The organism is Anaerobiospirillum sp. NML120511 (genome assembly GCF_023050955.1).
Classification (GTDB): domain Bacteria; phylum Pseudomonadota; class Gammaproteobacteria; order Enterobacterales; family Succinivibrionaceae; genus Anaerobiospirillum.
The window spans coordinates 78,126-92,821 of record NZ_JALKIK010000020.1 but is presented as its reverse complement, the minus strand read 5'-3'; the positions used below and the strand labels follow the sequence as shown (position 1 = coordinate 92,821).

Here is a 14,696-nt window from a genome sequence, read left to right as displayed (position 1 = left end):
TGGCATAGGGTCACCTCTCAGACTTACATTCATATGTTGAAGTTATGAATCATACCCGCGCAAATCGCATAAATATAAGGATTTATCAAAAAACGTGATGAAAATCACAAGCACTTAATACGCCGTACTGTGCTCTTACAAGGCATGCCATGGTCAGGTCATGGACAGGTCATGTCATGCCATGGTCCAAAACTTATCCGGAGCATGAGCGGACCTTGTCCGGAGTGTGTCATTGCACTGTGCGCAGTATGTCGGGCACTGTCTGGATATTGTCCGTATACACTGTGCAGGAGCATATGCGAGTCCCGTCCGCAGTGCAGGCTGTGGGGCAGTATGCAGCGCGGGCGGGCGGGCTGACGGCGGCTGCAAGCATGTTTTGTGACCTTTGCTCACTGAAATCAGCCAAGGGAGGTATCGAGCACCATCATCAGGACGAAGCCTGCCAGCACGGAAAGGGTGCCCATGTCTGAGTGTTCGCCAAGCCGGGCCTCAGGAATGAGCTCCTCTACCACTACATAAATCATGGCTCCGGCAGCAAAGGAAAGCAGCCATGGCATCAGAGGTATGAAGAAAGAAGCCAGAAAGACCACAGTCATGGCAGCAAGCGGTTCAACCAGTCCTGACAGAGCTCCCATTAAAAAGGCCTTGAAGCGGCTCATTCCGCTGGTACGAAGAGGCAGGGTAACAGCCGTTCCCTCAGGAATATTCTGAATGCCCATACCAATAGTCAGAGCCACAGCTGCTGACCATGCCTCAGGTGTACCTGCAGCGGCTGCTGCAACAAAGGAAATGCCCACAGCCATGCCCTCAGGAATGTTGTGAATGGTCATGGCAAGAAAGAGCAGCTGATGCTGAGGCAGAGAGGTGCGGGGACCTTCCTGAACATTGGTATTGGCGTGCAGGTGAGGCATCAGTCGATCCAGAACCATAAGAAAGGCTGCACCGAGAATAAAGCCTCCGGCTACAGGAATGGCCGGCAGCGTACCTTCGCTTTCAGCCCGCTCAATAGCGGGAGCCAGCAGCGACCACATGGATGCGGCGATCATAATTCCTGCTGCAAAGCCAAGTGACAGTCGGGTAAACAGAGCAGAGGGGCTGCGACCTGCAATGAAGACGGCAGCAGCACCGGCAGCAGTCATGGCAAAGGTAAAAGCTGTGGCATAGAAGGTAGAGAGCAATGCATCCATAACCAGTCCTTAATATGTGAGGTTTATGCTGATATGTGCAGTATGGCCAGGCTGAATGTGTCAGCGTACTGTCGTGCTGTCAAGGGCAGACGGGCAGAGTGTGCCTGTGCACTGCCGTGTTTTCCGGAGCGGACGGCCTGAATGTGCCAGCGTACTGCCGTACTGTCCTGGGCACACGGGTAGAATGTGCCTGTGCAATGCCGTACTGTCCTGGGCAGACGGGCAGAATCTGCCTGCGTACTGCCGTGCTGAGCCTGATTGCTCCGTGCAGTGCCTGACAGGGCAGTGCTGGATCGGCGGTATGAGACTTATTGAGCAGGGGCAGTCCGGTCTGATCCGGGTAGTTCCGGGCAATATTCAGCTCAAAAACCGGGTGAATTTACAGGAAATCATCACATATCACTTTGGTGGTAAAAATAGGGGAAATATTCGCCTGCATAATTGGGCGGGTCAGAAATTATTTTAAACGTGACATTGCTCTAAGCAATTGGCATTTAATCGGGATTTGCCTGGGCTGACTAAATTAAAGATCCTTTAAAAATATGGTGATTTTACAGGAGATCTTCATCAGTAGTGATGCAATTTATCAAGTGATCTTCCAGAGCTTTACAGGAAATATATAATGGACCCATCAAAAGTTCAGTGATAATTCACTTTGCAATGTCGCTGAAACGAAACAGAATTCTTGGTCTTGAAAGTGGTAAGGTGGTATTTTTCAAATTCATGCCCCAGTGCACACTTTTAAGATTTGCTCAGCACAATTATTCAGAATACTCATATACTTGCATATGAGTGTCTTTTAACCGGAATGTGACTGCTCTGGCAGAGCGTCCGGTGACAGACAGGTGATTCGTTTTAAGGAGCTATAGATGTCTTTAATCAATAAGGAAGTTGCAGATTTCACCGTTCAGGCCTACGTAAACGACTCTTTCAAGGAGGTCAAGAAGGCTGATCTGTTAGGCAAGTGGTCTGTATTCTTCTTTTACCCAGCAGATTTCACTTTCGTATGCCCAACCGAGTTAAAGGATCTCGCCGAGAAGTATGAGGAGTTCAAGGCTATCGGCTGTGAAGTCTACTCTGTATCCTGCGATACTCACTTTGTTCACAAGGCATGGGCTGACGCCTCTGAGACCATCAAGGCCTGCAAGTTCCCAATGCTGGCTGACCCAACTCAGGCTCTGGCCAAGGACTTTGAGGTTCTCATCGAGGATGCCGGTTTAACCGAGCGTGGTACTTTCGTTATCAACCCAGAAGGCAAGATTGCTGCTTACGAAGTTTCCGCCGGTAACGTAGGCCGTAACGCTGACGAGTTACTGCGTCGCGTAAAGGCTTTACAGTTTGTTGCTGAGCACGGCGACCAGGTTTGCCCAGCCAAGTGGCAGCCAGGTGCAGCTACCTTAAAGCCAGGTCTTGACTTAGTAGGTAAGCTCTAATTAACCGCTGGATTACCAGCAGTTAACAGGCTGAATATGCCAGGGTTTTGTACCCTCAAGGAAGTCCCCGTAAGGGGACTTTCCTGTATATGCAGGCGTATTTTGTCATCCTGCAAATAAAAGCCCCCAGGCATTCGTATCAACAGTAGGACACTGTCAGCGGATCCGGGGGCTTTTTGATTATGCACGCAAGGGGTCTGTAAGTTGTGCATAAATAGTTAGCTATAGCTAACTTTATGTATATTAGCACGTATCTGTGCCTTAGTAAAAGCAGTTCACTGCAGTTAATGCAATTGGGCTTACTGTGAGCGCTTTTCAGGCATGTCACTTTTCGGCCGCAAGGGCCGTGTAGTAGTAATTTGAGCATATCCGCCCGCCAGAGTAACAGTTAAGACAGGGAAACACCTCCGTAAGTAATTAGCCCGGCACAGCGCACCATTTAGATGGACGCCACTTCATGTGCCGGAAGCTGCCCACTCTCAGGTATGACCTGGGAGGCATTGCGACAGAGAAGCGACTTACGGCCTGCGACTGCATGAAATTCAGCCTCAGAGGCTGAGCCGCCTTTGTTTTTGCAAACGATTTCATAAGGACGGCTGTCTGGGGCTCGGCAAGGATGCCTGTAAGCGGGGCTGTGCATTATTAAGGTAACAATGTTTATGAGCACTAATGACAATTTATTTGATGCCATTATCGTAGGCGGTGGTCCTGCCGGTTTAACAGCTGCCCTCTATCTGGCCCGTGCGCGTTATCGTGTACTGGTGCTGGAAAAGGACCGTTTTGGTGGTCAGATCACCATTACTCATGAAGTTGTGAACTATCCGGGCATTGAGAACACCTCTGGTGAGGCTCTTACCGAAACCATGCGCCGCCAGGCTGTGAATTTCGGTGCCGAGGTTAAGCTTGCTGAAGTTACCGACCTCAAGCTTGATGGCGATATCAAGGAAGTTGTTACCAACCGTGGCACCATGCGTGCTTTTGCCGTGCTGATCTGTACCGGTGCCAACCCGCGTCATATTGGCTTTACCGGTGAGGCTGAGTTCCGTGGTCACGGTGTTGCCTACTGTGCCACCTGTGACGGCGAGTTCTTCACTGGCAAGGAGCTGCTGGTAATCGGTGGCGGCTATGCTTCAGCTGAAGAGGCCATGTTCCTGACCCGTTACGCTACCAAAGTAACTATTCTGGTACGTAAGGACAGCTTCTCCTGTGCCCGCTCCATTGCTGATGAGGTAATGGCCCACCCTAAGATCAATGTGCTCTTCAATCACGAGCTCAAGTCTGTTGAGGGCAATGACATGGGTATTACCAGTGCCAGTATCTTCAACAACAAGACAGGTGAGACTTTTGAGTACAAGGCCGCTGACAACGATACCTTTGGTGTATTCGTCTTTGCCGGTTATGTACCAAATACCGCTCTGGTCAAGGACAAGGTAGCTCTCAATGAGCAGGGCTACATCATTACTGATCATAATCAGGAAACCAGCTTGAAGGGCGTTTTCGCCGGCGGCGATGTCTGCATCAAGACTCTGCGTCAGGTGGTTACTGCTACTGCTGATGGTGCTCTGGCCGCAGCTGCCATGGAAAAGGTTGCAGCTCAGATGCATGACAAGACGGGTCTGGTACCTGAGGTGCCAAACGCTACCCGTAAGGCTCCTCAGGAGAACCGTGCCTCTATCGCTCCTGAGGCAGCCGGAAGCTTCATTTCACCTGACTTCATCCCACAGCTCAATGCTGTATTTGAGCGCATGACTTCCAAAGTTACTCTGCGTGTACACACCAGTGGTGATGACAAGGGCAATGAGTTACTCAATGCCATGAAAGAGCTGGCAGCTCTGTCTGACAAGCTGGCACTCGACACCACCTCTGAGGGCGAGCATCTGCCATTTGTTGAGTTTGTCCGTGAGGATGGCTCTTCTACCGGCATGGCTTTCCACGGTGTGCCTGGTGGCCATGAGTTCTCTTCCTTTGTACTGGGCATGTATAACGCAGCAGGTCCTGGCCAGCAGATTGAGGACAGCGAGCTTCAGGCTGTGAAGGCCATTGATAAGGACGTAAAGATGCAGGTACTTATTTCACTGTCCTGCACCATGTGTCCTGACCTCGTGGTTGCCGCCCAGCGCATGGCCTCTTTAAATGACAAGGTCACTACCCACGTCTATGACGTAGGTCTGTACCCTGATATGCGCAATGAGTACAAAGTCATGTCCGTACCTTGTCTGGTAGTAAATGGCCAGCAGATTAGCTTTGGTAAGAAGCAGCTTCCAGAACTGCTTGATTACTTAAAGAGCGTCAGCGCCATCTAAGACCCTCAGTATCAGGGCTCTTATAAATCTCCACAGGAGCGCAACTCCTGACGTTTCAGGACTGTAAGACATCGATAAGGCCAGTCGGCCAAAGAGCCGCAACCATATGCTAAACAGCCTGCAGGGCTGACAGCTTTCTGCTGGCGCAATGTTGCAAGTAGCTTAGTCTCCTGGGCAGTGAAACCATGGCAGTATGCCCAGGACAGTGAACCCAGGGCAGTATGCCCAGGACAGTATGCCCAGGACAGTATGCCCATGGCGTTGTGTCCGGGCAGCGTGTCCCTGAATTACCTGAAAGACCAGTTTCTGATTGTTCGGAGACTGGTCTTTTGTTTTCAGTACTGCGCGGACTGCCTTTGAACAATCAGGTGATGCTGCTGGCGCCAGGTTGATGAAATGCAGTCCACTGCAAGACTCTGCAGTGGTATTGATGTGGCGGGAGCTTAAGCTGGAAACTTGTGCCGCAAAACAGTGCGCTGGGGCATGGACAGGTACAAGGGCAAAAATTGTTATCCCAGGTTGCGGTGCATGGGAGGGGTGTTTTTGAGGTGGTTTTAGAATTGGTCAGGGCCTGTTTACGGGCTTGTGGTTAGCTGTGGCTAACATGGTGTTGATTGCTGTTATATTAACAGGGCTTATCAGGTGAAAAATTTGTGTTACTCAGCTTGTTGACATGGTTACACAGAACGGTTAGCATAGGCTAACCCGAGCAGGAAAACCTGGAGAGGAATGACAGCTTCTCCTTTGTTCATTGCAAGGCGGTTTTTTCCATTGTGTGTATCCTCAGGACCCTTAATTCCCATTGGCGTTTGTTCAAGCTCCAATGGGGATTGAGGGTCTTGCTTTTTTGGAGCATGCAAGCTGGCCAGGTATGGCTCTATCCAGGTGGCCACGCAGCTGGCTCTGGTGCAACTGCAGGCTGTTCCCGGTGGCAGTACGCGCAGCCGTCTTTGGAGCATGGCATGATGCAGCACGTGCGGCAGCAGGGGCGGCTGTCTTTGGAGCATGGCATGATGCAGCACGTGCAGCAGTCTTTGCTGCTGCCCTGCAACGGTAAGATTAGTGGAGCGGTAAGTGTTTTTGCGGGCAAATTCAGCGGCAGCGTGCTAATATTGCCTGATTAGATGAAGAAATGCCTCATAACAGCCATATTACCGCACAGCCATAAAGTGGCATTACAGCCGTCTGGTGGCATTGAAGTCATGAGGTGGCGTGACAGCCGTCTGGTGGCATTACTGCCATCGCGTTGCGTGGCACCATGGATTGGGATAGCAGCCATTGGGCGGCTTGGCATTCTCAGGCAGCCTACTGCCCGGGAAAGAGCTGTATTGTTTGCAGTGATGCCATGGTGCGGACGTGAGGGATTAAAGTGAGGGGAGGAAAAATGAGCGAAAGCCAGATTCCATCAGAAAACTTAAGCGAAATTCTTTTCAAGCCAAAGCATGATTATATTGAGACCTCACTGATCTCAAATTCCGGCTGTCCTCTGCCTGATTCAGGTGACGGACTGCACTTCATGGGCTCCCCTTTCCGTGCCAGATGGTACCGACCTTTAAATCTCTATACCTGGACCTATCTTGGAGCCAACAATCTTGATATTGAGGCTGCTCTGTCCAATATTGTCATAAGCTCAAATGATCGCTCACGTCCTGAGTGTTTTGATACCGTATCCCAGTACGGTGCCGGCAACTGGATCTATGAGTTCAGTGCCATAGCCCAGAGACGTGTTATGAGAGGCCGTGAAGCTACTGAAAGAGGCGATTTGATTGAGGCAAGTCACCAGTACCGTATGGCATCACGTTACTTTGCCATTGCTGCCTATCCAAACCTCAAGGGTGACGTTCTGGCTGCACAGGCATCACTTCTGGGCCGTCAGTCCTATCGCAAGATTTTCAATGACGAGCAGCGCCTTGGACATTACGAGGAGCTGACTTTCAATGTGCGCGGCGAAAAGGTAACCGGCTACCTGCACAGTGTGGATAACAGAACACTGCAGCCATGTGTCATCGTGGTTTCAGCCTATGGCGATACCTCAACTGACTACTATGGTCTGTTCAGCAACTATTTACGTAAGATGGGCATTGCCATTTTTGTTATCGACATGCCAGGTATGGGGGATGCCAGCAAGATTGTGCTCGATGCTAACAGCTCAGATGTGCTTGAAGCTGCTGTAGACTTCCTGCGCGATCGTGTGCCATTTATTGACCGTACTGCCATTGGTGCCATGGGCTACCGCTTCAGTGCAACTCCTGTAGCCCGTCTTGCGCTGCTGCGTCCTGACCTTTTCAAGGCCATTGCCCTTGCAAGTCCGGCCGTTCACTCAGCCTACCTTGACCACAAGCTGCTCAACAGCATGCCTCTGTCAGCCCGTTCCTCGCTTGCCAACCGTCTCAACCTGGATGCCAGTGGCTGGGATACCATTGTGCCTCAGATGCAGATGCTGTCTCTCAAAAAGCAGGGTCTGATTGGCTATCATGCTTCAAACACCATTCCGGTGCTTACTATCTTCACTCCTATTGATCTCAAGTTTAATGACGATGATCTGGCTGTTGTCAATCAGGCTTTCAAGAACAATCACGTCATCAAGCACAAGCAGATTCGCGTAAGTCAGTTTGCGCCTAAGTTGTTCTCTGAAATCAGCGATTTCTTCAAAGAAAAGCTGCTCAACTGATCCGGGATCAGCGGCATGACCGATCCCTCTTAAACAAGGTGCATCCGTCCCGCCTGGGATAAGGTAAGAGCACTGTATAAAGACAGGGCCGGAGTGTCATACTCCGGCCCTGTCTTTATGAGCACAGCACCGCTGACGTTCTGATGCCTTGCTGCTGACTGCGCTGCACCGGAACGCAGGCATTGCCCTGGCATCACAGTGATGCCAGGCTGGCGGTGGCGCCATTGTGGTGCGGGGCATGGTGTTTCGCCGGGACGGCCTTGTGCTTATAATGGTGATTCACTGAATTTTGCCCGGCAGCGGGCCTGAGATGGCCACAAGGCGAACTCAGGTGCAGCCATCAGGATGAATTTTCATTTTGCTTTGAGCACAGAAGATACAGGCAATACTGGATATGCATAAAGAACAGGTCAGCCGCAGCGGCTGTCAGACCAATGGTGAGACAGAAGGTCAGAATATAGTTATCAAGCTTGGTACCAGCACTCTGACCAGAGGAAAAAACAGTCTCAATCGTGCCCACATGCTGGAGATTGTTCGTGTGGTAGCCCAGATGAGACAGCTTGGTCACAGGGTTACTCTGGTGTCATCAGGCGCCATGGCCGCAGGTCGTGAGCTCGTTGCCTCTCATGCTTCTCTGCCCCCGGTTTTAAGCTCCAAGCAGCTGCTGGCCTCTGTAGGTCAGGGCCGTCTTATTGAGGTCTGGGCCAGTCTTTTTGCCATTTATGACATACACATTGGTCAGATTCTGCTGACCCGTGCTGACCTTGAGAATCGTGAGCGCTTTTTAAATGCCCGTGATACTCTATTTGCTCTTCTGGATAATGGCATTGTTCCTGTCATCAACGAAAATGATGCCCTTTCAACAGCCGAGATTAAGGTGGGTGATAACGACACTCTGGCCGCCATTACCTCCATAGCCATTGAGGCTGACAAGGTCATTCTTCTTACCGATCAGAAAGGTCTGTTCGAAGCCGATCCGCGCAGCTGTCCTGATGCAAAGCTCATTCGTGAGGTCAGGGAAATTGATGAAAAGATTATTGCTCTGGCAGGCGGTTCAGGTACCACTTTAGGCACTGGTGGCATGTCCACCAAGGTTAAGGCAGCCGATATTGCAACCCGTGGCGGCGTTGAGCTCATTATTGCTTCAGGTGAAGATCCTGGCATTATGCTGGACCTCATAGAAGAGCGCGGAGACGGCACTTTCTTTAGAACAGGTGATCGTCCCAAGGAGCTGCGCAAGGTGTGGCTGGCCTCAACTACCAGACCATCAGGACGCATCATTGTTGACGACGGCGCCGCTGCAGCTCTTACAGAACGCGGCTCATCACTGCTGCCGTCAGGCATTAAGAGTGTCGAGGGCGAGTTCCTGCGTGGGGCTGTGATCGAAATTGACAGTCAGCAAGGTAAATCTCTGGCAAAAGGTATAGTGCGCTATACTTCAAATGAATGCGAACTTATCAGAGGATGTAAATCCGAGGAAATCGAGAGTCGTCTTGGCTTTTCCCACGGGGTGGTCATTCACCGCAACGACATGGTAATGCTCTAGCCTCATGTCGGGGCTGCGAACCCTGAACGGTGCGCCGGGCGCGCAGGTGGCGCGCATGGCAGCACATCACGCTCGCAGCTTTACAGACACGGCGCTGCTTACAGTTTGCAGCCGTGATGTTGCGGAGCTGTCAGAACTTTGAGAAAGACCCTGTGTAAACAGGGCCGGTTTTTTGCAGGGGGATAATCAGCTCCCTGACAATGAGCTGTACAGGTCCGGCAGGAGCAACATGTTGAAAGCTCTGAGCCCGGATACGGTGTGACAGCATGGTGCTGTCAAAGAACAGCACAACAGGGCCATATGGTCATACCTGGCATACAGGGAATGTTTTCCCTGAGTTAAAGGGAGGTGCTCTGAACAGCGCTTTCAGAGAACCAGGTGCACAGGAAATTAAGCAGGTTAACTATGGGTTTTGGAATTGATATGCACAAAGTCGGCTATACAGCCGCACTGGCCAGCCAGCAGCTTGCCATAGCCAGCACTAAGGACAAGAATGAGGCTCTTGCCGCTATTGCTTCAGTGCTCAAGAAGATGGAGAAATTCATCATGGACGTCAATGCCAAAGAAGTATCTGACGCCACGAACCGTGCTCTGCCGGCTTCTATCATTGACCGCATGACCCTTAACAATAAGCGTTACTGGGAAATGATTGATGGCATTGAGCGTGTCATTGATCTGCCTGATCCTGTAGGCCGTATTATCGATGGTCACGTGGCTGAAAATGGCCTGCATATTTCCCGCCGCCGTGTTCCTCTGGGCGTTGTGGGCGTTATTTACGAGTCCCGCCCTAATGTCACTATCGACATTGCAGCTCTGTGCATCAAGTCAGGTAATGCCTGTATCCTTCGTGGCGGTTCTGAGTGCTTCCAGACCAATCTCACTCTCTTTGAGCTCATGGAAGAAGCCCTGTCCAACAGTCCAGTTCCTTCCAGCTCAGTAAACCTGATCAAGTCTACTGACCGTGATCTGGTTAACAAGCTGCTTACTCTTGATGAGTTTGTGGATGTTATCATCCCGCGCGGCGGCGAAGCCCTGCACCGTATGTGCGTCAAGCACGCTACCATACCGGTAATTACCGGCGGCTTTGGTGTTGGTCACATTTTCGTGGATGCCTCTGCTGACATAGAACGTGCTGTTGATGTCATTATTAATGCCAAGGTGCAAAAGCCTTCAGCCTGTAATTCTTTAGATACTCTTCTGGTACACCGCAGCCGTGCCCAGACACTGATCAATGCACTTGCTCCTGAGCTTGAAAAGCACAATGTCGTGGTCCATGCCCATGGTGAAATGCATGACCTTATGATTGACTATCCATTACTCGGTCAGTGCTCGGATAATGATTTAGATACCGAGTTCCTTGGCCTGAAGATGAATATCGTTATTGTTGAAAGTGTAGGTGAGGCTATCCTGCATCTGCGCCGTCACAAGGCTATTCACTCCGATGCCATCCTGACCAATTCCATTGGCAATGCCGAGCTCTTTGAGCGCTCGGTACCATCTGCCTGCGTCTACATCAATGCCTCACCACGCTTCTCTGATGGTGGTCAGTTTGGTATGGGCGCCGAAGTAGCCGTTTCCACACAGAAGCTGCATGTGCGCGGCCCTATGGGACTTGAGGCTCTGACCACCTACCAGTACACCTGCCGTGGCGACTATCTGTGCCGTGAATAACAGCAGGATGTCAGGACCGTCAGGGACAGTATGAAAATTTCATGAGGCCAGCCAGGCATTGCCAGGCTGGCCTCAGTTTTTTTAGGGCCCTGTTAGATGACTGTGTCCGGACTGCCTCAAAAGTTATGGCCAGACAGGTGGATGTGAGGAAATGGCGATATTGGGCGGCTGGCATGGACTTTTCGCTGGAGCAGGGGCAGTCAGTTGCTGCTGGATGCAGCTTGCTGCAGCAGGATTCAGCTGGATGCAGCTTGCTGCAGCGTGCTCTTTTGCGCCTGCAGGGGGCTCTTTTGCGCTTGCAGGGTGCACATAAAAGGGTGAGATTGGAATGAATCGATGTTTTTGCAGTCAAAATTTAGAGTAAGTCATAGTTTTGGATTAAAGGGTTTTTAATATCTCAGTAGCTTTGCAATAATGAAATCAGAGCAATTATCTCTATAAAATTTAGAGTAAGGAGGAGATATGGCTTATAAGGTTTTAGTGCTGGTCAAACCAAAGGAAGAGCAGCCAGCTCTGGAGCGAGCCGCCGAATTTGCCCGTTTTATGCCGGATCTTGAGCTGATTCTGTTTCGCGTAGTTACCGACTTCACTGAAGATAAGCGCACTGAGCTTGAGGATCGCTACAAGCGAGAGGTTGGAGCTCTCATGAGCCGCTATCCAAGCATTCAGAACTGGAGAGTACAGGTTGATTTTGCTGATGACGTTGCCAAGGCATTCTGCAATTACGCAGGCAAGAAGTCCGAGCAGTTCGATCTGGCTCTGATTTCTGCCAACCGTCGTCATACCTTAAAGGACTTATTCTTCTCTCCAATCGATTCGCAGATTACCCGCAGCGTTCCTATCCCTGTCCTGGTAGTCAAGGATGCTCAGGCTCCACAGCGTCTTGATCGCGCTATCGTACTGGCCATTGATTTTGATGAGGCCAATCACGAGAAGTTCATCGACGAAGTGCTCATTACCGCAGCCAAGATCTTTGCTGAAAACTTCAACGGTGAGGTGCATGTGCTCAACTGTGTACCTCCGGTACATGGTGGTCTGATGGGCGGTGATACTCATCTGTCCATTATGATGGGTTCATCCAAGCCATCAACCCGTCCAGAAATACACACTGCTGCACTCTACGAGTTTGCTGACAAGCACGGCATTCCACATGAGCGCTGCCACGTAGCCGAAGGCCGTGTCGATGAAATGATTCCACGTGTGTGCAGTAATCTCGAAGCCCGCATGGTATGTATGGGCACCTCCTCTCGTGACGGTGTCTTAAGCGCTTTTGATCAGAGCGCCAGCGAGCTGGTTCTTGAGCAGATCAAGGGTGATATCTTCATCGTAAACCGTCATGTACGCTACGATCAGAGCAATCTGCATGACTGATTAAGACCCCGGGTCCTTAATTCCCTCGGCTTATGACGGGAACACAGGACGGGGCAGGGCCCCGCAGTTTATGCGGGGCTTTTTTGTCTGTATGTTGTTAACTACACAGAAAAATACATTTTTCTGTGTCTGCAGACCCGCACGGCCCTGACAGCTCATTGCTGTCATAGTCTTGCCGGTCTGCAGGCACAGCCGGCATCATGATTTACGGGCTTTGCTCCTGCAAAGGCAAGGCCCGACATCTCCGCCCGCAGGCACCGCACACAGGCACAGCCCGCAGACACCGCTACCAGGCAAAGTCTGCAGGCTTTGCCCGCAGGCGCCGCCGTGGCGCTCAAGGGGCAGTGCACGGGCAGAGGATGGCATTGTGCGGTCCAGCCTGTGCTTCAGGCCTGCGGCAGCTGGTCAATGCTGATATGCCAGGGGGATGCCAGGCGTGATGCTGTATGTTATGTGCAATTACCCTGGACATGAGTATTACTGAAAGTCAGAGGTCACAGCAGGACAGGTCGCGCCAATAGAGCGCGCTGCGTGTGCATCAGTCGCGGTGCACTGAAGCGACATCTGTGCTCATCGAGGATCCGGGGCCGACCCCGTGCCAGGCTGCGCCATGGCGCCATGGCACCATTGCACCTGGCGCAGGCAGGGGGCATTTGTTTTTCCTGCAGCTTTTATCAGAAACAGGCTTTGTCTGCTGCAGGTCTCAGGATTAGTTTATGAGTGACATACGCATTAGACCATTTAAGTGGAGTAAGGACTTTAATCAGATTTTACAGGTGGCACGTGAGGTATGGTTTGCTGATAAAAGCCATGTAGTAAGCACCCTTAACACGGTGAACTTCATGCTGCACTACATGAACCAGGCTACCACTTTGCTGGTGGCTGTCGACAGCAGTGACAGGTTAATGGGCATTCTTGGTCTGACCAACAAGGTGGACCGTCCGGAATTTCGCAAAAACCGCTTTATCTGCTGCCGCGCCCGTTTTTATGAGCATGCAGCCAAGGCTCTGCTCTATTTCTGGCCGGGCGCTTTAAACTCCCGTCTGTTCAATGAGCTCTTCTTTGCCAATTACGACAGATTAAGAAAAATGGTGCCGGACCTGAGTGCTCCGGAGTTTCTGGTCATGATCGTCAATCCTGAATCCAAGGGCATGGGTGTAGGCCGCAAGCTGGTAGCTGCAGGAGAGGAAATCCTGCGCAATCAGGGCTTTAAGAGCTACTACCTGCTGACTGATTCAAGCTGTGATTACGGCTTCTATGATCACCTGGGCATGACGCGCGCTGTAGACGTCAACATGAGCTTCTCCATCCGTCATGTCCCTGAGTATGATCATTACTTAAACTGCTTCCTGCGCGGCCTTGTCTACACACAGGACCTGCGTGAGCCGCACCAGGACTCAGCCAAAGATCAGTAAGGCCAGGGCAGGGCCTCAGTCATAAACTCAGCTCCGGGCTTAGTCAATGGAGCAGGCCAGAGCCTGAGCACTTAGCCATGCTCACGGCCTCGGGCGGCAGCCCTGCCTTACAGGCAGGGCTGGCCGTACGGCCAGCGGTGGCGGCGGCACCTGCCGCTGCGCCAGGCAGCTATACAGTATTACAATCTCTGCAGCCATAGCCTTAACAGACTGCAGTTATCAGGGGTTATTATGGATAACATACACATTAGACCATTCAAGTGGGGCAAGGACTACAAAAAGTTATTCAAAGTAGCCAGTGAGGTATGGTTTTTCGACAGCAAAAAGTCAGTCAGTTTCCTGAGTACCACAGCCTTTATGCTGCATTATCTGAACAATGCTACCAGTCTGCTGGTAGCTGCTGACAAGGATGATAATTTCCTTGGTCTGCTTGGTCTTACCAACAAGGTAGACCGTCCGGCTCTGCGCAAAAACCGTTTTATCTGCTGCCGTGCACGTGTCATGGAGCATGCCGCCCGTATGCTGCTTTATGTATGGCCAGGTGCACGCAACTCCCGTCTTATCGAAGGGCTTTTTGTTGATAATCACACCAGGTTAAGAAAGATGGTGCCTGACAGCAGTGCCCCTGAGGTGCTGGTCATTATCGTCAATACAGCAGCCAAGGGACTTGGTGTGGGCAAGAAGCTCATTGAGGCCGTAGAGGAGCAGCTGCGCAGTCAGGGCTTTAAGAGCTACTACCTGATTACTGATTCAAGCTGCGACTTTGGCTTTTATGACCACATAGGCATGAAGCGCGCCGTGGATGTCAGCATGAGCTTTAACATCTGCCACATCCCTGAGTTCAATCACGGCAACAACGGCTTTCTGCGTGGCTATGTGTACACCAAGGAGCTCGGTCAGGCTCCGTTCCCGGCAGCTGCTAAGGCTGCAGCTCCTGCTGCGGCCGCCACGGCAGATAGCAAGTCCAATGACGGCAGCGGGCAGGGCAGTACCGGTAAGTAGAGTGGTCTGCAGGCTGATAATTCAGTTCTGAAAACAGCAGGGCCCGGGTGCCATATGGCATCCGGGCCCTGTTTTATCCCAGCAGCTTTTAAAATAC

10 protein-coding genes are annotated in these 14,696 nt (G+C 51.4%); 9 read left to right on the top strand and 1 reads right to left on the bottom strand.

Annotated features, from left to right (window positions below; translation table 11 throughout):
- Positions 1-398: 398 nt before the first annotated feature.
- A complete protein-coding gene (locus tag MXE39_RS07305; RefSeq protein ID WP_246977977.1) occupies positions 399-1,187 on the bottom strand; it encodes a ZIP family metal transporter in 789 nt (262 codons plus the stop codon).
- A gap of 301 nt (positions 1,188-1,488) precedes the next feature.
- Here MXE39_RS07305 and MXE39_RS07300 point away from each other — a divergent pair, with 301 nt between their 5' ends.
- The 9 genes from MXE39_RS07300 (at position 1,489) to MXE39_RS07260 (ending at position 14,599) form a co-directional block, all read left to right on the top strand.
- Entirely contained in the window at positions 1,489-1,653 is a 165-nt protein-coding gene (locus MXE39_RS07300) for a hypothetical protein (protein ID WP_246977976.1), read from the top strand.
- A gap of 403 nt (positions 1,654-2,056) precedes the next feature.
- A complete protein-coding gene (gene ahpC, locus MXE39_RS07295; protein ID WP_246977975.1) occupies positions 2,057-2,620 on the top strand; it encodes an alkyl hydroperoxide reductase subunit C in 564 nt (187 codons plus the stop codon).
- 659 nt (positions 2,621-3,279) lie between these two features.
- Positions 3,280-4,923 (top strand): FAD-dependent oxidoreductase, encoded by a 1,644-nt coding sequence (locus MXE39_RS07290; RefSeq protein WP_246977974.1) that lies wholly within the window; start codon positions 3,280-3,282, stop codon positions 4,921-4,923.
- Positions 4,924-6,307: 1,384 nt separating this feature from the next.
- Complete coding sequence (locus tag MXE39_RS07285; protein ID WP_246977973.1) at positions 6,308-7,594, top strand: alpha/beta hydrolase; 1,287 nt, start codon at positions 6,308-6,310, stop codon at positions 7,592-7,594.
- A 394-nt stretch (positions 7,595-7,988) separates the two neighbouring features.
- Positions 7,989-9,140 (top strand): glutamate 5-kinase, encoded by a 1,152-nt coding sequence (gene proB / locus MXE39_RS07280; protein WP_246977972.1) that lies wholly within the window; start codon positions 7,989-7,991, stop codon positions 9,138-9,140.
- 417 nt (positions 9,141-9,557) lie between these two features.
- Positions 9,558-10,811 carry a glutamate-5-semialdehyde dehydrogenase gene (locus MXE39_RS07275; RefSeq protein ID WP_246977979.1) on the top strand — a complete coding sequence of 418 codons (1,254 nt, stop codon included), beginning with the start codon at positions 9,558-9,560 and terminating at the stop codon, positions 10,809-10,811.
- Positions 10,812-11,273: 462 nt separating this feature from the next.
- Positions 11,274-12,182: a universal stress protein gene (locus tag MXE39_RS07270; protein WP_246977971.1), complete on the top strand. Its 909-nt coding sequence runs from the start codon at positions 11,274-11,276 to the stop codon at positions 12,180-12,182.
- A gap of 716 nt (positions 12,183-12,898) precedes the next feature.
- Positions 12,899-13,597, top strand: a complete 699-nt coding sequence (locus MXE39_RS07265) for a GNAT family N-acetyltransferase (protein WP_246977970.1) — start codon at positions 12,899-12,901, stop codon at positions 13,595-13,597.
- A gap of 231 nt (positions 13,598-13,828) precedes the next feature.
- A complete protein-coding gene (locus tag MXE39_RS07260) occupies positions 13,829-14,599 on the top strand; it encodes a GNAT family N-acetyltransferase (RefSeq protein ID WP_246977969.1) in 771 nt (256 codons plus the stop codon).
- Positions 14,600-14,696 lie beyond the last annotated feature (97 nt).